The following is an 18,722-nucleotide window of genomic DNA, read 5'->3' on the forward strand; positions in this document are numbered from 1 at the left end:
TAGAATAAAATGTGATTTTTAAATGCTCCCCTGGGCGCTTAGGCTGCGTGCACGACAGTCCAAGGCCCCACAGGGAGCAGTGCCCATGAGCAGCGTCACATCCTTACCGCTACACACCCAGACCAGCAGCGTGCGCGACCGCGTCAGCCCCGAAGAGTGGGAAGTGCGCGTCAAGCTCGCCGCCGCCTACCGCCTGGCCGCGCTGCACCGCTGGACCGACCACATCTACACGCACTTCTCCGCCCGCGTGCCCGGCCCCGACGAACACTTCCTGATCAACGCCTTCGGCCTGCTGTTCGATGAGATCAACGCTTCGAACCTGGTCAAGGTCGACCTGGACGGCACCATCGTCGATGACCCTACCGGCCTTGGCATCAACTACGCCGGTTATGTGATTCACAGTGCGATTCATGGCGCACGCCCGGACTTGAAGGCCGTGCTGCATACCCATACCCGCGATGGCATCGCCGTGTCCGCACAGAAGGACGGCTTGCTGCCGATTTCCCAGCACTCCATTGGCTTCTCTGGCCGTGTGGCCTACCACGGTTACGAAGGCGTAGCGCTAGACCTGGACGAGCGCGAGCGCCTGGTGGCCGACCTGGGCGACAAGAGCGTGATGATCCTGCGCAACCACGGGCTGTTGACCGGTGGCATCAGCGTCGAGCATGCCTTTCAGCAATTGCACGGGCTGGAACGTGCCTGCGCCATTCAGGTGGCCGCCCAGGGGGCGGGTAACGCCGAGCTGGTGTTCCCGCCGCGCGAAGTCGTGGAAAAGGTCGAACAGCAGGCCAAGGCTTTCGCCGCTGGCGACGGCCCGGGCGTGGCGCGGCACTGGAACGCGCTGATCCGCCAGCTGGAACGCACCGACACCGACTATAAACTCTGAGCAGGGAAGCAGCATGAGCCGACAACTGAAACTGGGCGCCATCCTCACGGGCGTGGGCACCGGCCAGGCCGATTGGCTGAGCCCCGAGATTCCCGGTGACGCCAGCGTCAACATCGACTGGTACCGCGAACAGGCGCGCCAGGCCGAAGCCGCCAAGTTCGACCTGGTGTTTATCGTCGACAGCCCCTACATCACCCCGGATTCGGCGCCCCATTACCTCAACCGCCTGGAGCCATTGACACTGCTGTCGGCCATCGCCGGTGCAACCTCGAAGATTGGCCTGGTGGCCACGCTGACCACCTCATACACCGAGCCGTTCAACGTGGCACGGCAGTTCGCCTCCCTGGACCTGATCAGCAAGGGCCGTGCCGGCTGGAATGTGGTGACCACCGGCCTTGAAGGCGCTGCCGGCAATTTCGGCCGCGAAGAGCATATCGACCACACCGAGCGCTACCGCAAGGCCCGGGAACACCTGGAGGTGGTGCAAGGGCTGTGGGACTCCTACGAGGACGATGCTTTCCCGCGTGACAAACAGCACAACCGGTTCCTGGACCCCAGTCGCCAGCACCGTCTGGACCACAAGGGCGAATTCTTTTCGGTGACCGGGCCGCTGAACATCGCACGGTCCAGGCAAGGCCAGCCGGTGATTTTCCAGGCCGGCATTTCCGAGTCGGGCAGGGCGCTGGCGGCAGATTTCGCCGAGGGGATCTTCGCCGGGGTCGACAACTTCGAAGACGCCCAGGCCTATTACCGTGACGTAAAGCGGCGCACCGCCCAGGCCGGGCGCAACCCCGAGCATGTGGTGATCCTGCCCGGCATCGCGCCAATCATCGCCGACACCGACGAAGAGGCGCGGGCCATCGAGCGGCACCTGCACGGTGAACTCGACCTGGACAAGGCCCTGGTGCACCTGGGCCGGCCATTCAATTACCACGATTTCAAGCAGTACCCGCTGGACGCGCCGTTCCCGGAACTGGGTGACCTGGGCAGCAACGGCTACCGGGGGCACGCCGAGCACATCAAGCAGGTGGCGCGCGAGCAGCAGCTCACCTTGCGCCAGGCAGCCCTGCGGTTCGCCACGCCGTTCTCGCATTTTGTCGGCTCGCCGCAGACAGTGGCGGACGAGATCGAACGGTGGTTCGTGGAGGGTGCCTCCGATGGCTTCAATATCCGTGTGACCGCGCCCAGCGAGTTCAAGGCGTTCACCGAGCGGGTACTGCCGCTGTTGCGGGCCAAGGGGTTGTTCCGCGAGGAGTACAGCCATGACACCTTGCGTGGGCACCTGGGGCTGCCGGTGGTGGAGAACCGCCATACCCTAGCCCGTCGCGTCGATGCAGGGCTGAAAATTCCAGCCTGAGCCGAGCTTCCCTACCGCGGCGCCTGGTTCCCAAGCTTCGCCCAGCCCCACAGAGCAGGTACAGATGCCTCTCTGTGGGACCGGGCGCAGCTCGGGAACCAGGCGCCGCGTTCGTTTCAGGTATACCAAAACATTCAAATAGCTGATCTAAAATACAAAAAACAATAAAATAAAATCATATAGTTTTATGTCGAAATAGAATTATACAGCGCTCACTTATTCCCATACCTTAGCTCCCAGACCACCTACCCCCACCCCCGGATGGTATCCATCAGAACAGGCCTGCAGCCTTTCGGTGCCCCGGACGGGCACCCGCTTCGCAGGTGTTGGACGGGAGTCACCCCCAGGTATGGAATTCGTCAGCCAACGCAGTGGACGCAATCCTCTCACCCCGACTGTGAGCCTCAGCCCCCTGGCCGTGGCCGTGACCGGTATCCTCTTTGCCTCGGTCGCCCACGCTGAAGACAGCGCGCTGGACACCGTGGTCGTCACCGGCAACCGCGGTGCCGAGCAGCGCACGGTCACCAGCAGCCCGGTGCCGATCGACGTGGTCAGTGCCAAGCAGTTGCAGGCCACCGGCAAGCCCGGCCTCATGGAGGCCTTGAGCGCCGCGATTCCCTCGCTGACCCTGCCGGAAAAGACCGGCTGGGACGCCAGTGGCATGGCCCGCGCGCCGAACCTGCGCGGGCTCAACGCCGCCGAGGTGCTGGTGCTGGTCAACGGCAAGCGCCGCCACACTGCGGCCACCCTGAACATCAACGGCATCAACACCGGCGCCGCGCCGGTGGACCTGGACATGATCCCCATCGGCGCCATCGACCACGTCGAAGTGCTGCGTGACGGCGCCGCTGCCCAATACGGCTCGGACGCTATCGCCGGGGTGATCAACGTGATCCTCAAGGCCGATTCAAGCGGCACCTCGGTGACCCACGTCGGCCAGGGCTACGACGGCAAGAAACAGACCGTGCAGCAGAGCCTCGACAAGGGATTCGAGATCGGCGACGGCGGCATCGTCCACCTGTCCCTGGACGCGCGCAACCAGAACGATGACAACAAGGCCAGTGACAACGGCTACACCTACGCCCAGGCCTACGACAAGGCCGGCAAGTCCACCTACGGTGGCTACGGCACGCCGAAGATCGACCTGTACAACCTGGCCTACAATGCCGAGTTGCCGCTCAACGATACCCTGAGCCTGTACTCCTTCGGCACCGTGTCGCACCGCGAAGCCGAGCAGGGCCAGAACTTCCGCCTGCCCACCATCACCAACACCATCACCACCGGCCCCAACGGCTACCCGGCCGGCTACACGCCCACCTGGACCATCACCGAGGACGACTACCAGGCCGCCTTCGGCGCCAAGGGCCTGGTAGGCGCATGGGACTGGGACCTGTCCACCACCTACGGGCGCAACGAGGCGGAGCAGGGCTCGTTCCACAACCAGAACCCGTCCCTGGGCGAAGCCACGCCGAACAGCTTCACCAACGGCACCTGGGTGTCCGATGAGCTGACCACCAACCTGGACTTCAAGCGCAACTACGACATCGGCCTGAGCAAGCCGCTGGACGTGTCCTGGGGCCTGGAGCACCGGCGCGACAGCTATGAAGTGAAGAAGGGCGACTATGCGTCCTACGCCGATGGCGGCTACTGCGTGGCCCCGGGCAACTGTGCCTCGTCTGGTGCCCAGGTCACCAACGGCATCTCACCCGCGGACGAGGCCAGTGCCAGCCGCAACAGCGTTGCCAGCTACGTCGACTTCGGCATCAACCCGCTGCCCCAGTGGTACCTGGGCACGGCGCTGCGCTACGAACACTACAACGAAGGCGTGGGCAGCACCCGCAGCGGCAAGATCACCACCCGCTACGAGTTCACCCCGCAACTGGCGATTCGCGGCACGGTCAGCAACGGCTTTCGCGCCCCGTCGCTGGCCAACAGCATCTTCAGTGCGCGTTCCACCACCTATGGCGTGGTCGACGGGGTGTACCAGTCGATCAACTACGGCGTGCTGCCGGTGGACTCGGCCGCGGCCAAGGCGTTGGGCGCCAGTTCGCTCAAGCCTGAGCGCTCGACCAACTTCAGCCTCGGCCTGACCTGGACCCCGGCCGACCGCCTGAGCTTCACCGCCGACGCCTACGTGGTCAACATCCGTGACCGCATCACCCTGACCGGCACGCTCCTGGGCGACGAAGTCACCCAGGTGCTGCAGGCCAATGGCATCAGCTCCACCTCCGGCGGCCAGTACTTCCTCAACGGCGCCGACACCCGCACCAAGGGCCTGGACCTGGTGGGCAACTACAGCCAGGACCTGGGCAACTGGGGCTCGCTGAAATACACCGCGGCCTTCAACTGGAACGAGACCGAGATCCTCAGCGCCACCGGCAGCACCACCATCGGTGGCACCGAATACGAGTTGATGGACCGCAAGGCGCGCAACGTCCTCACCAGTGTGCAACCCAAGACCAAGCTGATCCTGGGGGGCGACTGGAGCATCGGCAAGTTCGACGTCAACCTCGGCCTGACCCGCTACGGCTCGTGGAAGGAAGTCAACGACGCCAGCGACCGCTCCCTGGACCGGGTGTGGAAAGCCCAGTGGATCACCGACCTGGACGTTGGCTACCACCTGACCAAGGACCTCAGCGTGGCCGTGGGCGCCAAGAACCTGTTTGACGTGTACCCGAAAAAACAAGGGGTGCCGTCTTCCACGATGGTCAGCAGTTATGGCGTGTATTCGCCCTATGGCTTCACCGGTGGCTACTACTACACCCGCCTGACCTACGCCTTCTAAGAGGAACCTGCCATGCCGATCGTCTCCGAAGCCGTTCAATACCGCAACGATGCTGCGCCCGTGGCGAAACCGCTGCCCCCGGCCGCGTTGCAGATCGTGCCGGCCCGCCACCCAGGGCGCTGGGTGGGCACGCTGTTTGCCGCCGCCGTGCTGGTGGGCATCGTCCATTCCCTGGCCACCAACCCGCGGTGGGAATGGGGGGTGTTCGCCCAGTGGTTCCTGGCCCCGGCGGTGCTCAAGGGGCTGGGCAAGACCCTGCTGCTGACGCTGCTGGCGACCCTGATCAGCGCCGTGCTGGGCACCGCCCTGGCGCTGGCGCGGCTATCACGATCGCCGCTGCTGGCGTCGCTGGCCTGGGGCTATATCTGGTTCTTCCGCTCCATGCCGGCATTGCTGGTGCTGATCATTCTCTACAACTTCGGCTACCTGTACGACCACCTCTGGCTGGGCGTGCCGTTCACCGACATTGGCTACCAGTGGTCAACGGTAGACGTGCTCAGCCAGTTCACCGTGGCGGTGCTGGGCCTGGGCATGCTGCAAGCCGCCTACACCGCTGAAATCATTCGCGGCGGCGTATTGAGCGTGGACACCGGCCAGCATGAAGCCGCCGCGGCCCTGGGCCTGCCGGCGCGCCGGCGGATCTTTCGCATCATCCTGCCCCAGGCGTTGCGCTCTATCGTGCCCACCGCCTTCAACGAAGTGATCGGCCTGGTCAAGGGCAGTTCCATTGTCTACGTGCTGGCCCTGCCCGAGCTGTTCTACACCGTGCAGGTCATCTACAACCGCACCCAGGCGGTGATTCCGCTGCTGATCGTGGCCACCGTCTGGTACCTGCTGATCACCACCGTGCTGACCAGCGTGCAGTACTACATCGAGCGGTATTTCGCCCGGGGCGCGCTGCGCAATCTACCGCCCACGCCGCTGCAACGCTTGCGTGGCTGGCTGAAGGAGAAGACCCATGGCTGAAGGGCGCATCGAAATCCAGGGCGTGAGCAAGCGTTTTGGCAACCAGTGGGTGCTGGATAATATAGACCTGACGGTCGACCCCGGGCAGGTGACCGTGATCCTCGGGCCATCCGGCTCGGGCAAGTCGACCTTGCTGCGCACCATCAACCACCTGGAGAAAATCGACGCCGGGCACATCACCATCGACGGTGAATACGTGGGCTATCGGCGCAAGGGCAACCAGTTGCACGAGCTCAAGGAACGCGAGGTGCTCAAGCGCCGCCTGGACGTAGGGTTCGTGTTTCAGAACTTCAACCTGTTCGGCCACCTGACGGTGCTGGAGAACATCACCGAAGCACCCTTGGCGCACAAACTGTGGCGCCGTGGCGAAGCCCGTGAGCGTGCCTTGGCACTGCTGGCCAAGGTAGGCCTGCAAGAGAAGGCCGACGCCTACCCCCGGCAATTGTCCGGCGGCCAGCAGCAACGGGTGGCGATTGCCCGCGCGCTGGCCCTGCGGCCCAAAGTGCTGCTGTTCGACGAACCCACCTCGGCCCTGGACCCGGAGCTGGTGGGCGAGGTGCTCGACGTGATTCGCCAGTTGGCCGCTACCGGCACCACCCTGGTGGTGGTCACCCACGAAATCGGGTTTGCCCGTGAAGTGGCCGACCACGTGGTGTTCCTCTGCGACGGCATGCTGGTGGAACAAGGCCCCCCTGAAGTGATTTTCCACCACCCACGCCACCCACGCACCGCTGCCTTCCTGGGCAAGGTGCTGACCGCCCCCCTGTTAAAGGAATGACTGCCATGACACGCCCCCTAGCCTTGCTGGCCCTTGCGGTCGGCGCCGCGTTCGCGCTGCCGGCCCTGGCTGCCGATACCCCAACGGTGTTCGACCTCAGTCCCAACCGAGCGCACATCGACGCGCCCCGCAACCCGGCGGCCATTGCCCAGATTCCTGCTGGTTTCACGTTCGCCGAACCCGGCAAGTTCACCGTGGCGGTGGCCGGCGCCTCGGGCCCGCCCCTGGCGCTGCTGGCCAGTGACGACAAGACCACCATCGGCAGCGAGGCCGACACCGCGCGGTTGATCGCCGACAGCCTGGGCCTGGAGCTCAAGGTGGTGCAGACCAGTTGGGAGGACTGGCCCCTGGGCGTCAGCTCCGGCAAATACGACGCGGTGCTGAGCAACGTCACGGTCACCGAGTCGCGCAAGAAGCGCTTTGACTTCGCCACCTACCGCCAGGACGTTTTGGGCTTCTATGTGAAGGACAGCAGCCGCTTGACCTCGATCAAGGAAGCCAAGGACGTGGCCGGCCTGAAGGTGATCGTCGGTTCGGGCACCAACCAGGAGAAGGTCTTGCTGGCCTGGAACGAGGCCAATGAGAAGGCAGGGCTGGAGCCGGCCACCCTGATGTATTTCGATGACCAGGCCGCGGCCACCCTGGCCGTGCAATCGGGGCGCGTGGACGCCATCTTCGCCCCCAACTCGATATTGGCCTACATCAAGGCCACGCGCGGCAACCTGCGGGAGGTGGGCCTGGTCAACGGTGGCTGGCCGCTGCAGGCCGACATTGCCGTGACCCTGCGCAAGGGCAATGGCCTGGTGCAGCCGATCCACACCGCGCTGGAAGGCGTCATCGCCGGTGGCCAGTACGCCGCCGTGCTCCAACGCTGGGGCTTGGACGCCGAGCGCATCGACCACTCGCAGATCAATCCACCAGGCCTGCCGGACTGAAAGGAGCACCCCCATGGCACTGACACGACGTGAAGCCCTGGCCAGCATCAACGCGGTAGGCGGCGAAAAAGCCGCCCAGGCCGCACTGGCAGCCCTGGGCCTGGGCCCTTCCACCCACCTGCAGTACCAGACACTGGACTACGGACCCCAGGCCGGGCAGGGCGCCAGCGTGCTGATCCTCGGCGCCGGCATCGCTGGCCTGGTGGCCGCTTACGAACTCAAGCGCGCCGGTTTTCGGGTGCGGGTGCTGGAAGCCCGCCAGCGCACCGGCGGGCGCAACTGGACCCTGCGCCATGGCGACCGGGTGGACTACCTGGACGGCCGCCAGCAAACCGCCGCGTTTGCCCCCGGCCTGTACTTCAATGCCGGCCCCGCTCGGCTGCCCAGCCAGCACCGGACCATCCTCGATTATTGCAGGGAATTGGGCGTGCCTATGGAGGTGCTGGTCAACACCAGCCACAGCGCCCAGTTGCGCCCCGACCTGGAACAGCCGGCCTTCAGTGTGCGCCAGGCCCTCAACGACACCCGCGGGCACCTGGCCGGGTTGCTGGCCACTGCGGTCAACCGGGATGCACTGGATGATCAACTGTCGGCCGAGGAACGCACGCGGCTGCTGACCTTCCTGCAAGGGTATGGCGACCTGTCCCAGGAACTGGTTTATGAAGGCAGTGTGCGCGCTGGGCACGGCGTGGCCAAGCCGGCACCCGGCTCGTTACCGGCGTTTGCCGCCCCGGTGCCGCTGGACCGTTTGCTGCACCCAGAGCTATGGGGTGCGTTGCTGCACACCGAATACCCGGAATTTTCCGCCACGATGCTGCAACCGGTGGGCGGGATGGACCGAATCACTCACGCCTTCGAACAACGGCTGCACGACGAGCTGCAACTGGGCGCGGTGGTGCGCCAGGTACGCCAGAACGGGGAGGGCGTCAGCGTCACCTTCGATGACGGCGTGGGTGGCGACCCTCAGGTGGCGCGGGCCGACTACCTGATCTCGACCCTTCCTTTGCCCTTGCTCGCACGCCTGGACACCGACTTCAGCGAGCCCTTCAAGGCAGCCCTGCGCACCACCCGCAATGACCAGGCCACCAAGGTAGCGTGGCAGGCCCCGCGCTTCTGGGAGCGGGAGTACCGCATCTATGGCGGCCTGTCGTGGCTTGAGCACCCGGCGCGCCTGCTGTGGTACCCCAGCAATGAACTCAACAGCCCCGAGGGCTTGCTGGTGGCCGGTTACGTGACGGGCGAGGGCGCGGCGGCGTTTGGCCGCCAGGCGTTCGACGCCCAGTACGCGGCTTCAGCCGAAGCCGTGGAGCTGCTGCACCCCGGCCATTCGGCCAGCCTGCGTCACCCCTTGGCCGTGTCGTGGGAGCAGGTGGCGTACAGCGAAGGCCCGTGGCTGCAACGCGAGCATTTCCCCGCCGATGCCCATGCCCTGCTGGAAGCGCCCCAGGGCCGTGTGTACCTGGCCAGCGATGGCCTGGGCCAGAACGGCATCGGCATCTGGCAGGAATCGGCCGCCAACTCGGCGCGCCGGGTGGTCGGGCAACTGGCCGAGCATGTGATTCGCCAACGCCAGACAGCCTTGGCGTCCTGAATTCATTCCACTTTTTCAGAAAAAGAGAGTATCCACCATGAGCCACGACATTCTGCGTACCGGCCCTGCCACTTCCCCCATTTCCCAGACCGTCAGCGTACCGGCCAGTGCCGAACTGGTCTTCCTCAGCGGCGCCTTGCCCGATGTCGCCGACCCTCAGGCCCCCCAGGGCACCTCGGCGGCCTACGGCGATACCCGCACCCAGACCGAGTCGGTGTTGCGCAAACTGCAGAAGGTGCTGCAGGACCAGGGCCTCGGGTTGGGCGATATCGTCCAGTTGCGGGTGTTTCTGGTGGGCGTGCCGGAACTGGAAGGCCGCCTGGACTTCGCCGGGCTGCAGGCCGGCTACCTGCCGTTCTTCGGTACCGCCGAGCAACCTAACAAGCCGGCGCGCACCGCCATCCAGGTGGCCGGCCTGCCGTTGCCCGGCGCATTGGTGGAAATCGATGGCATCGCCGTGCGCCGTGGCTGACTGTAACGTGGACGCCTGATGCCGCACGACACCTGGGGTCCGGCCTGACGACCGTTCCCCTGTGGGGCGTTGTCTGCCATCCCCCCTCGGTGCGACAATCGTTTTTTCGTCGCACCACTCAGGATCAGGCGGACTGCATGGATCATCAGGGACGGCAGCACCAACAGGATCTACACATCGCCGAACAGGTCCGTACCGACCAGTTGCAACAGTTGTTCCGGCAATCGATGTCAGCACTGTTCGGCAGCTACCTGGCCGCGGTGATGCTCGTCTGGCTTGGCTGGGAGCGCTTCGACCACAACGTGGTCGCCTGCTGGCTGGCACTGCTCGCGGTGTCGATGCTGGTGCGCGGCAGCGTGTTCCTGCGCTACTTTCGCAGCCCCCTGGCCGAACGGACCCCGGCGCGCTGGGAACGCCCCTACTGGCTGACCCTGGTGTCATCGGCGACGATCTGGGGGGTGGGCGCACTGGCGGTCATCCCGGCCAATGACCTGCTGGCCCAGGCCCTGGTGATGCTGTTCGCCGTGGGCATGTCGGTCAGCGCGGTGTCCTGTTATTCGGCCTACCGGCACATGACCGTGGTGTCCATCATCCTGGTGCTGGCGCCCTGCACGGTGTGGCTGCTGTTTCAGCCCAGCACGCTGCAGGTGGGCATTGCCCTGGCGGTGATGGTGTTCGCCTCGTTCGTCTGCCAGGCCACGCACACGCTCTCCAACGCGCTGGAAAAGGCCTACCGGCTGACCCATGAAATCGAGCGCGCCCACACCCTGTCCACTTACGCGGCGCAGACCGACGAACTCACTGGCCTGAAAAACCGCCGGGCGTTCTTCGAACATGCCCAGCAGACATTCAAGTACTGCGAACGCAACCAGATGCCGGTGTGCGCGCTGATGCTGGATATGGACCATTTCAAGTTCATCAACGATACCTTCGGCCACCCCGTGGGCGACGAGGTGCTGCGCCAGATCGGCCGGGTGATCAGTACGTCGTTGCGCGCCGCGGACATTCACGGGCGCCTGGGAGGGGAAGAGTTCGCCGTGCTGCTCCCCAATACGTCCCTGGAGGTGGCTGAAACCCTCGCCGCGCAGTTGCTGCGTGCGATCGCCCGCCTGGAGCTTGAACCGGTGCGGCAGGTGACCGCCAGCGTGGGGCTAGCCCACGCCGACACCGACGGCCAGGACCTGCACAAGCTCATCAACCATGCCGACCAGGCCCTTTACCGCGCCAAGGCCCAGGGCCGCAATCAGGTGGTGGTGGCCGAGGCCGTCTGAAGGCCTGCCTGTCAGATCTGACAGGTTACAGCCCTGCGGCACACGCTTAGACTCGGACCTCTCACTTGGGGGTTCAAGCCCATGACCACCCTCAGCCAGGCCCTGCGTCGCATCACGCTAAGCGAGCAACTACCTGCCACTCCGGACCGCCACGGCGATGTGTCGCCGACATTGCCAGCGCCTATCATGCCCAGCGTGGTGGTGCATGGTGGTTTGAACAACAGCGACCTGTACAACCCGAGAACGGCGGTGCTCGTGCAGGTTGTCGTGCAGCTGGACTGGGGTGTTGGTGATAGCCTGGATCTTTACTGGGACAACGGTGTACTGGATATGGACGCCCTCGGGGGAGCCGACGTGGCCATCCGGGTGGACATCGATGGCAACCTGGACGTGCCGTCCGACGGCTTGTTGACCTGGACGTGCCGTCCGACGGCTTGTTGACCTGGACTGGCCAGCCGGTTATCGGGCCAGCGGTGCTGGTCCAAAAACCCTTCAGTATCAGGCAGGCCGCCCCGCGGATCACGCTGTACGTGCCCAACGACAAAGCCGCCGCGCTGGTGGGCAGCACGGCGACGGTATATTACGATGGCGTCAAAGACGGTGTGTCCAGCCGCTCGCGGCGTGTCACGGTACGCCTCGTCGGCCAACCGGTTATATTGGCCGCGCCACGCCTGACCGGGGTCACCGGCACTACCTATAACCTTGACCTGATCATCGGCAGCCACCAGGAAGTGGTCGTGCCTGCCTATGGCTTCATGGCGGTCGGGCAGAGCGTCACCCTGGTGTGGGAGGGTATCACTGCCAGCGGTAGTAGCGTTTACCAGACATGGACCCGACCTATCGAGCAAGCCTCGCAGATTGGGCTGCCGATCAGCTTTCAGGTGGAAAAAGCCTATGCCACGGCGCTGGTGGGCGGTTCGTTACGGGTCAGCTATCGAGTAGCCTCCCTGGGGCAGGCATACGCTTCTGAAGTATTGTTGCTGGCGGTCAGTGGCCAGGTCAATACCCTGCCAGCGCCGGAAACCGATCCGCATTTCCCGGGAGGCCAGGTCGATCCCGGCCAGGTGGGCAATACCGTGGCCGTCGTGGTCAGGGCCAACCCTGCCTTGCTGCCCGGTGACAGCATCAGCGTGCACTGGCACGGTCGCCCGGATGCAAGCATCAATCTCACGGCTTCCTTTCCGAGCACCGGTGACCTGTCGGTGCAGATCGCCAGGGTGCCCTATATCACCGGCAACGCAAACGGGGCGGTGGACGTGTGGTACGACGCGCGGCGTAATGGGGTGATTGTCGGCAGTTCGCGGTTTCTTACCCTGACCATCGGTGAGGCAGGGCAGCAACCCTGGCCGGCACCCATCGTCAACGACGCCACCGGCGGCCAGGCCAACCCCCTTAGCCCGATCCGCCCCGGCACTTCCAATACCCCCAATACGGCCACAGTGGTGCTGACCGACTCACGCCTGGCTGAAGGGGACACGGTGTCGGTGGTGTGGCGCTACCTGGACGGTACGCCTGCGGCGAACTTTTCAGCGTCGGTGGGCAGCGATCGCACGGGTCTCGTCAGTGTGCCCAGTTCGGTCATCGCCACCAGCCTGGACTCGACGATCGAGGTGGTGTGTGCAGTGTTTCGCAATGGCCAGTTGATCGGTACTTCCCCGGCGCTGCGGTTGCAGGTATTGGGCATGCCCCAAAGCGCGCTGCCGACGCCAGCGATCATCCAGGCCCCGGGGGCTGACCTCGACGTGTCGAACCTCAACGGCGATGCCACGGCCACGGTCGCCGCCTGGCCGCTCATCGCCCTGGGTCAGCGTTATTGGCTGCGGGCGCATGGCAACCTCAGCGACGGTTCGGCGACCACGATCGAACTGGCAAGTGACCGGCCTGTCACGTCGCTCAACGCTGTCACCCATGTCATCCCCCTTGCAAGGCTGCAAGCGTTACGCGATGGCAGTGACCTGACACTGGAAATGCGCGTGGCCTTCGATAGCCCTGCCTAGCAAGCCAAGGCGCCACCCCCCCGGCACGGAGCCAGACCGCCTGTATCAACGGCGCACGCGGTGGGGGATGTCGTCATCTGCGATCAGCACCCGCTCCATGACCCGTGGAAAGTCGCCGTAGTTGTACACCGGATAGTGCAACAGCGCGCGGTTGTCCCAGAAAGCGATGGCACCCTCGGTCCATTTGAACCGTACGTGGTACTCGGGGTTGCTGTACTCGCGCAACAGCAGTGCCACCAGGGCCTGGCTGTCTTCCGGGCTCCAGCCGATGATCTGCGGTGACATGGAGAAGTTGATGAACAGCGCATCCTCGCCCGTCTCGGGGTGGGTGCGCACCAGCGGATGGGCAAGGATAGGGTAGGGGTAGCCCACTCGGTCCAGGGACGACTTGAAGTTGTGGGTGACGAAGGCGTTGTCGATGCGTTCGCGCACCTCGGCTGGCAACCCACGGTACACCAGGCCGCTGTCGGCCCACAGGGTATCACCGCCCACCGCCGGCAGGCTGACAGCCCGCAACACCGCGCCGAAGGTCGGCTTGAGCATCCAGCTGGTGTCGGTGTGCCAGCGGCCCTTGCGCGCATCGCCGTAGCTCAGGCGTGCATCCTCGGCCTGGATCAGGTGCGCTTCGGGCAGCGTGGCATCCTGCTTTTCGGTGGTGGGGTGCACGTACAGTTCGCCAAACTGGCGGGCAAAGGCCACCTGTTGGGCACTGGTGATGTGCTGATCCCGGAAGAAGATGACCTTGTGCTTGAGCAGCAGCGCGTGTACCTGGTCGCGCTGTGCCGCTGTCAGCGGCCGGCTCAGGTCGACGCCGCTGATCTCGGCGCCCAGGGTAGGCTCCAGCGGGGTGACGACAAGGGATTGTTCGAGGTCGATAGCGTGTTCCGCGCCCATGGCGACGACTCCTGTTCAGGCAGTGGCGGGGGTGGGGATGGCACGGGCGAGCAGGGCGTCGACCGCGGCGATGATCGGCTGCGCTTCGGTGCGCACCAGCCAATCGGGGCTGACCTGGGCAAAATGCACCTGCTGGTCGCTGCCGATCACCACCACGGTCGGCTGGGGCAGTTCCCAGGTGCCGGTACCGGTGACGCTGCCGATGGGCGAACCTTTGGCCTCGGCCGCTCGCCGCGAAGCGTCGTCGAAGTGGTAGAGGATGCCCAGGCGGCGAGCCAACTGGTTGTTCAAGTCGCTGGCCACTTGCAGGGTCAGGCCATGGCGCTGCTTGATCTCCACCAGGCGCTCGGGCACTTGTGGGCTCACGGCCACCAGCGGTACGCCACGGGCTCGCAGTGCCGGTTGCAGGTGTTGCTCATAGTAAGGAATGGCCAGGTTGCAGGCCGGGCAGCCGGCGAAGCGGAAGAATACCAGCACCGCGGGGCCGCCGCCGACCAGGCGCTCGAGGCTCAACGCCTCGCCTTCGACGGTGTGCAAGGTGAACGGCGCCACCCGATCGCCCGCCTGGACGAACCTCCTGCCCGGCGCCTCGGCCACCAGGCGTTGACGTTGGTCGATATTGACTTGCAGCACGGCCGGGTCCCAGGTGCGCACGCGTTCGGCGTGCAGGTCGGCCAGTTGTTGATTCAGGGAATGGGGTACAACGGTGCTCATGGGCAACCCTCGTGGCGGAAGTGGGGGACAGTGGGCCTCCGCAGCGTAGGGTCGGACTGTGCAGCAGACGTTATCGGCTATCGGTGGAGTGGGGAAGGTTTGTTTCGTTATAAGTTAATATGCAAAGAATTGATCATGAAGATCATTTTTATGCAGTAAGTAGCGTTTTCCTTCCCCGGTGCCTGGCTTTATGGCCCGCTCAACTGCCTTGCAACGGCTTCGCGTCCACGAAGAAATAGTCCTGCCACGAAGCGGGCTTGTGCTTGATGGCCCCCACCCGGTACATGAACTCGGCCAGCGGGTAGGTATTCTTCGGGTTGATGGTGAACTCGAATCGCGGGTTGTCGATGATCTTCAACAGATCGGCGCGGTCGATGGTGGCGTGGGTCACGCGAATGTAGGTGTCGGCTGCGCCCGCCTTGTCTTTCTGAATGTAGTCGGCGGCCTCGGCCAGGGCCGCCATGAAGGCGTGGTAGGTCTTGGGGTTCTCGTTGCGAAATTTCTCGGTGGCAAACAGCAGCGTGGGCGAATTGGGACCCAGCAGGTCGTAGGTGTCCAGCACCACATGCACGCCGGGCTTGGCCAGCTCCTGCTCCTGGAACGGCGGGTTGGAGAAGTGGCCTGTCACCTCGGTACCGCCCGACGCAATGCTCGCGGCCGCGTCGGGGTGTGGCAGGTTGATGGAGTAGGCGTCCAGGCGCGCGTAGTCCTGGTCACCCCAGCGCTTGGCCGACGCATACTGCAAGTAGCGCGACTGCACCGACACCCCTACGGCCGGCACTGCGATGCGGTCCTTGGCGGTAAAATCGGCGATGGTCTTGACCTGTGGGTTGTTGGAGACCAGCAGGTAGGGGAAGTTGCCCAGCGAGGCCACGGCCTTGACGTTCTGACGGCCATAGGTGCGGTCCCAGACGGTCAGCAACGGGCCCACGCCAGCGCCGGCAATGTCCACCGAGCCCGCGAGCAGCGCGTCATTGACCGCCGACCCGCCGGATAACTGGGTCCAGTCGACCTTGATGTCCAACCCTTGTTGCTGGCCGTATTTTTCCACGAGGTGCTGGTCGCGCACCACATTGAGCAGCAAGTACACCACGCCGAACTGCTCGGCGATGCGCAACTGGCCTTCGGCCTGGGCGGCGGCCGGCGCCATCAGGCTGCCCGCGAGCAACGACAGGCCCAGGCCCAGGGCGGTGGTCAATGTGCTCAAGCGTGAGAAAGGGGGTTTACGAACGTTCATGGCGGTTCTGCCTGACTGTCAGCGAGTGGGTGAAATAGACATTATAGGAATAATTAAATTATTTTAAATAACTCATGAGAATAAGCTAATGCGCCTTTAGCGCCGCTGTCTTTTCCGATCGAATGCACGGAGGCCGTGGCCTAAAGGGCGGGCAGCGGCGGATTGTTATCTTTCTGACGGCGCTGTTTTGAAATGTAAAGGAGCATGGCCGAGTTGGGATGCATTTCGTACAAAGCTTCGCTTTGGTGCAGCAGGCCGACCAGGCCATGTACCGGGCCAAGAGCGCGGGGCGCAACCGGTACGCAGGGTGAGCCGTCCTGTGCGGCCCAGGAACTCGGAGACCTGCTTATAATGGCCGCACACTTCAAGGAGAAACCCATGGAAAACCCTACCTGGCACGCCGACCCGCTGACCTGGGGCCATGGCCCGCGCACCTTCGAGGTATTTCTCGAACCCACCTGCCCGTTCTCGGTCAAGGCCTTCAATAAACTCGATGAGCTGCTGGCGCTGGTTGGCGAAGACCGTGTGACCGTCAAGGTCCGCCTGCAGTCCCAGCCGTGGCACATGTTCTCCGGGGTGATCGTGCGTTGCATCCTGGCGGCGTCGACCTTGCCTGAGGGCAAGCACGCTGCCAAGGCCGTCATGGATGCCGTGGCGCGCCATCGCGAGGCGTTCGAATTCACCCACCACGCCGGCGGCCCGAACCTGGACGCCACGCCCAATGACATCATCGCCCGTATCGAGCAGTACAGCGGCGTCAACCTGGCGCAAGCCTTCGCTATCCCCGACCTGGACAAGGCAGTGAAATGGCATTGCAAGTACGCGCGGCAGAACGGCATCCATGTATCACCGACCTTCATGGTCGATGGCCTGGTGCAAGGCGCGATCAGCAGCGGGGACACTGTCGCCGAGTGGGCCAGGCACCTGGCCTAGCGGGCCGCGGTTGAGTTCACCCTCGACCACTCGCTGGCATGCGCAGGCCGGTAAAGCTGTCGCGCCAGCGCAGGCAGTGTTTTTCCACGCGTGCCAGCGCACCATCGCTGAGCTTGCCCAGCAGGGCTAGAACGATAATCGCCGCCAGCACGATGTCTGGCCGGGAGGTCTCGCGGCCGTCACTGAGCAGGTAGCCCAGGCCACGCGTGGCGGCGATCAATTCGGCGGCGACGAGAAACATCCATGCCAGGCTCAGGCCGCTGCGCAAGCCCGTGAACAGGCCGGGCAGGGCGGCAGGCAGCAGGATCCTGCGTACCAATTGCCAGCGGCTGAAGCCATAGATGCGCCCTACCTCCACCAGCTTGCGATCAATGTCGCGGATGGCCGCCACGCCGTTGTGGTACACCGGGAAAAACGCACCGATGGCGATCAGCACGATCTTCGACGTTTCGTCGATACCCAGCCACAGCAGCAACAGCGGCACCCAGGCCAGGCTGGGTATCGAGCGCAGGCCAGCGAAGGTGGGGGCCAGGTAGGCCTCGGCCTCGCGGCTCAGGCCTACCCAGGCGGCAAACACCAGAGCCAGGCTGGCGCCGATGACAAACCCCAACAGCACCCGGCCCAGGCTGGCACTGATGTGTTTCCACAGGGCGCCCTCGGCCAGGTCACGCAGGGTCAGCACCACCTCGCTGGGGGCGGGCATCTGGTACGCCGGCAGCCAGCCCGCGCGCGCCACGCCCTCCAGCAGCACGATGATTGCCAGTGGCACCACCAGCCCCTTGAACCGCCGGCGCCACGGCACGCCGATACTGAGCCGGGGCGCCGGCCTGGCCAGTGCCTTGAGGCGGCTGATCATTGGCGCGCGACCGTCTGGTCAAAACCCGGGTCGATCAACTGGTCGATCACCTGGTTGACGTCGGTGCCCCGGCGTACCAGTTCTTCCGACACCAGAATCGGCGCGGCAGCCTTGGAGGCGGCCACGTCCTGGGCGGTCAGTCGCGGGCTGGCAAGGTCGGTGCGCGACAATTGCAGCTTGGCCACGTCCAGCGGCAGCCCCGACTCGGTGGCGAGTAACTGGGCCAGTTCCTGCGGGTGCGCCACGGACCATTGGCGCGCCTGTTCATAGGCGCCGATCACGGCCTTGATGGTGCCCGGATGGTCCTTGGCGTACCGCTCCGTGACGCTGACCACGCCATAGCTGTTGAAGTCGCGGTTGCGATACAGCAGGCGGGAACCGGCCTGTACCTGGCTGGCAGCCATGTGCGGGTCCAGGCCGGCCCAGGCATCGACGTCGCCTTTTTCCAGGGCCACCCGGCCATCAGGGTGCTGCAGATGCACCAGTTCCACGTCATCCTTCTTCAAGCCTGCTTGCTGCAGGGCCCGCAGGGTGAACAGGTAGGGGTCGGTGCCCTTGGTGGCGGCAATCTTCTTGCCTTTGAGGTCGGCGACGCGCTGGTATGGCGAGTCCTTGCGCACCACCAGCGCGGTCCACTCGGCCCGGCTGTACACGTACACCGATTTGATCGGTGCGCCATTGGCGCGGCTCAATACCGCAGCAAGACTGGCCGAGGACGCGAAGTCCACGCCACCGCTGTTCAGGTACTCCAGTGAGCGGTTGCTCCCTTGGCTCAGCACCCAGCCTACCTGGGTGTGGGGCAAGGCCTTCTCGAGGAAACCGAAGTGCTTGAGCACCAGGCTGACCGGGGAGTAGTAGGCATAGTCCAGATGCACTTCGGCCGGAGGGGCCTCGGCCGCCTGGGCCTTGGCGTGCACCACCAGGGCCAGGGCACAAGCGCTGACCATTGAGAAAAAGAGGGTTCGTGTCATGCGACGCTCCAAGGCAGCTTTTATGTCTGAAAGGTCGGGTTGAGAGAGACCTTTCCTGCTCGGAGGGAATATTGCAGGC

17 protein-coding genes are annotated in these 18,722 nt (G+C 64.6%); 12 read left to right on the forward strand and 5 right to left on the reverse strand.

From position 1 onward, the window contains the following. The first annotated feature begins 85 nt into the window (after window positions 1–85). The 11 genes from HWQ56_RS13355 to HWQ56_RS13405 all read left to right on the forward strand — a co-directional run bounded on the left by HWQ56_RS13355 (window position 86) and on the right by HWQ56_RS13405 (window position 13,038). The gene (locus tag HWQ56_RS13355) at window positions 86–886 is read left to right on the forward strand and encodes a class II aldolase/adducin family protein (RefSeq protein ID WP_158158518.1); all 801 of its coding nucleotides are present in this window, start codon (window positions 86–88) and stop codon (window positions 884–886) included. Window positions 887–899: 13 nt separating this feature from the next. Continuing rightward, window positions 900–2,243 (forward strand): LLM class flavin-dependent oxidoreductase, encoded by a 1,344-nt coding sequence (locus tag HWQ56_RS13360; protein ID WP_158158519.1) that lies wholly within the window; start codon window positions 900–902, stop codon window positions 2,241–2,243. Between the two features lie 349 nt (window positions 2,244–2,592). After that, complete coding sequence (locus tag HWQ56_RS13365) at window positions 2,593–5,028, forward strand: TonB-dependent receptor plug domain-containing protein (protein WP_176570791.1); 2,436 nt, start codon at window positions 2,593–2,595, stop codon at window positions 5,026–5,028. A 12-nt stretch (window positions 5,029–5,040) separates the two neighbouring features. Continuing rightward, a complete protein-coding gene (locus HWQ56_RS13370) occupies window positions 5,041–5,994 on the forward strand; it encodes an amino acid ABC transporter permease (RefSeq protein ID WP_176570792.1) in 954 nt (317 codons plus the stop codon). Next, window positions 5,987–6,772, forward strand: coding sequence for an amino acid ABC transporter ATP-binding protein (locus tag HWQ56_RS13375; RefSeq protein WP_176570793.1), 786 nt, complete (start codon window positions 5,987–5,989; stop codon window positions 6,770–6,772). The genes HWQ56_RS13370 and HWQ56_RS13375 overlap by 8 nt, the downstream gene beginning before the upstream one ends. 5 nt (window positions 6,773–6,777) lie before the next feature. Next, window positions 6,778–7,707 carry an ABC transporter substrate-binding protein gene (locus tag HWQ56_RS13380; protein ID WP_425331943.1) on the forward strand — a complete coding sequence of 310 codons (930 nt, stop codon included), beginning with the start codon at window positions 6,778–6,780 and terminating at the stop codon, window positions 7,705–7,707. A gap of 13 nt (window positions 7,708–7,720) precedes the next feature. Next, window positions 7,721–9,298 carry a flavin monoamine oxidase family protein gene (locus HWQ56_RS13385; RefSeq protein ID WP_176570795.1) on the forward strand — a complete coding sequence of 526 codons (1,578 nt, stop codon included), beginning with the start codon at window positions 7,721–7,723 and terminating at the stop codon, window positions 9,296–9,298. 37 nt (window positions 9,299–9,335) lie between these two features. Further along, a complete protein-coding gene (locus tag HWQ56_RS13390; RefSeq protein WP_176570796.1) occupies window positions 9,336–9,770 on the forward strand; it encodes a RidA family protein in 435 nt (144 codons plus the stop codon). 137 nt (window positions 9,771–9,907) lie between these two features. Beyond that, window positions 9,908–11,041 carry a GGDEF domain-containing protein gene (locus HWQ56_RS13395; protein ID WP_176570797.1) on the forward strand — a complete coding sequence of 378 codons (1,134 nt, stop codon included), beginning with the start codon at window positions 9,908–9,910 and terminating at the stop codon, window positions 11,039–11,041. An 81-nt stretch (window positions 11,042–11,122) separates the two neighbouring features. Then, window positions 11,123–11,482: a hypothetical protein gene (locus tag HWQ56_RS13400; RefSeq protein ID WP_176570798.1), complete on the forward strand. Its 360-nt coding sequence runs from the start codon at window positions 11,123–11,125 to the stop codon at window positions 11,480–11,482. Between the two features lie 89 nt (window positions 11,483–11,571). Next, complete coding sequence (locus HWQ56_RS13405) at window positions 11,572–13,038, forward strand: hypothetical protein (RefSeq protein WP_176570799.1); 1,467 nt, start codon at window positions 11,572–11,574, stop codon at window positions 13,036–13,038. Between the two features lie 45 nt (window positions 13,039–13,083). Here the strand turns inward: HWQ56_RS13405 and HWQ56_RS13410 are convergent, their stop codons facing one another. From HWQ56_RS13410 to HWQ56_RS13420, 3 genes are all read right to left on the reverse strand, one after another. After that, complete coding sequence (locus tag HWQ56_RS13410; protein WP_176570800.1) at window positions 13,084–13,932, reverse strand: TauD/TfdA dioxygenase family protein; 849 nt, start codon at window positions 13,930–13,932, stop codon at window positions 13,084–13,086. Between the two features lie 15 nt (window positions 13,933–13,947). Next, window positions 13,948–14,646: a peroxiredoxin-like family protein gene (locus tag HWQ56_RS13415; RefSeq protein WP_176570801.1), complete on the reverse strand. Its 699-nt coding sequence runs from the start codon at window positions 14,644–14,646 to the stop codon at window positions 13,948–13,950. Window positions 14,647–14,845: 199 nt separating this feature from the next. After that, complete coding sequence (locus tag HWQ56_RS13420) at window positions 14,846–15,883, reverse strand: ABC transporter substrate-binding protein (protein WP_176570802.1); 1,038 nt, start codon at window positions 15,881–15,883, stop codon at window positions 14,846–14,848. A gap of 378 nt (window positions 15,884–16,261) precedes the next feature. On the opposite strand from HWQ56_RS13420, the gene HWQ56_RS13425 reads away from it, so the two are divergent. Next, the gene (locus tag HWQ56_RS13425) at window positions 16,262–16,816 is read left to right on the forward strand and encodes a DsbA family protein (protein WP_158158531.1); all 555 of its coding nucleotides are present in this window, start codon (window positions 16,262–16,264) and stop codon (window positions 16,814–16,816) included. A 16-nt stretch (window positions 16,817–16,832) separates the two neighbouring features. On the opposite strand, the gene HWQ56_RS13430 is transcribed toward HWQ56_RS13425, so the two are convergent. Together HWQ56_RS13430 and HWQ56_RS13435 are read right to left on the reverse strand one after the other, a co-directional pair. Next, the gene (locus HWQ56_RS13430) at window positions 16,833–17,672 is read right to left on the reverse strand and encodes an ABC transporter permease (RefSeq protein WP_158158532.1); all 840 of its coding nucleotides are present in this window, start codon (window positions 17,670–17,672) and stop codon (window positions 16,833–16,835) included. Beyond that, window positions 17,669–18,643, reverse strand: a complete 975-nt coding sequence (locus tag HWQ56_RS13435; protein ID WP_176570803.1) for an aliphatic sulfonate ABC transporter substrate-binding protein — start codon at window positions 18,641–18,643, stop codon at window positions 17,669–17,671. The genes HWQ56_RS13430 and HWQ56_RS13435 overlap by 4 nt, the downstream gene beginning before the upstream one ends. Window positions 18,644–18,722: the final 79 nt, after the last annotated feature.

The organism is Pseudomonas eucalypticola (assembly GCF_013374995.1).
GTDB classification, from domain to species: domain Bacteria; phylum Pseudomonadota; class Gammaproteobacteria; order Pseudomonadales; family Pseudomonadaceae; genus Aquipseudomonas; species Aquipseudomonas eucalypticola.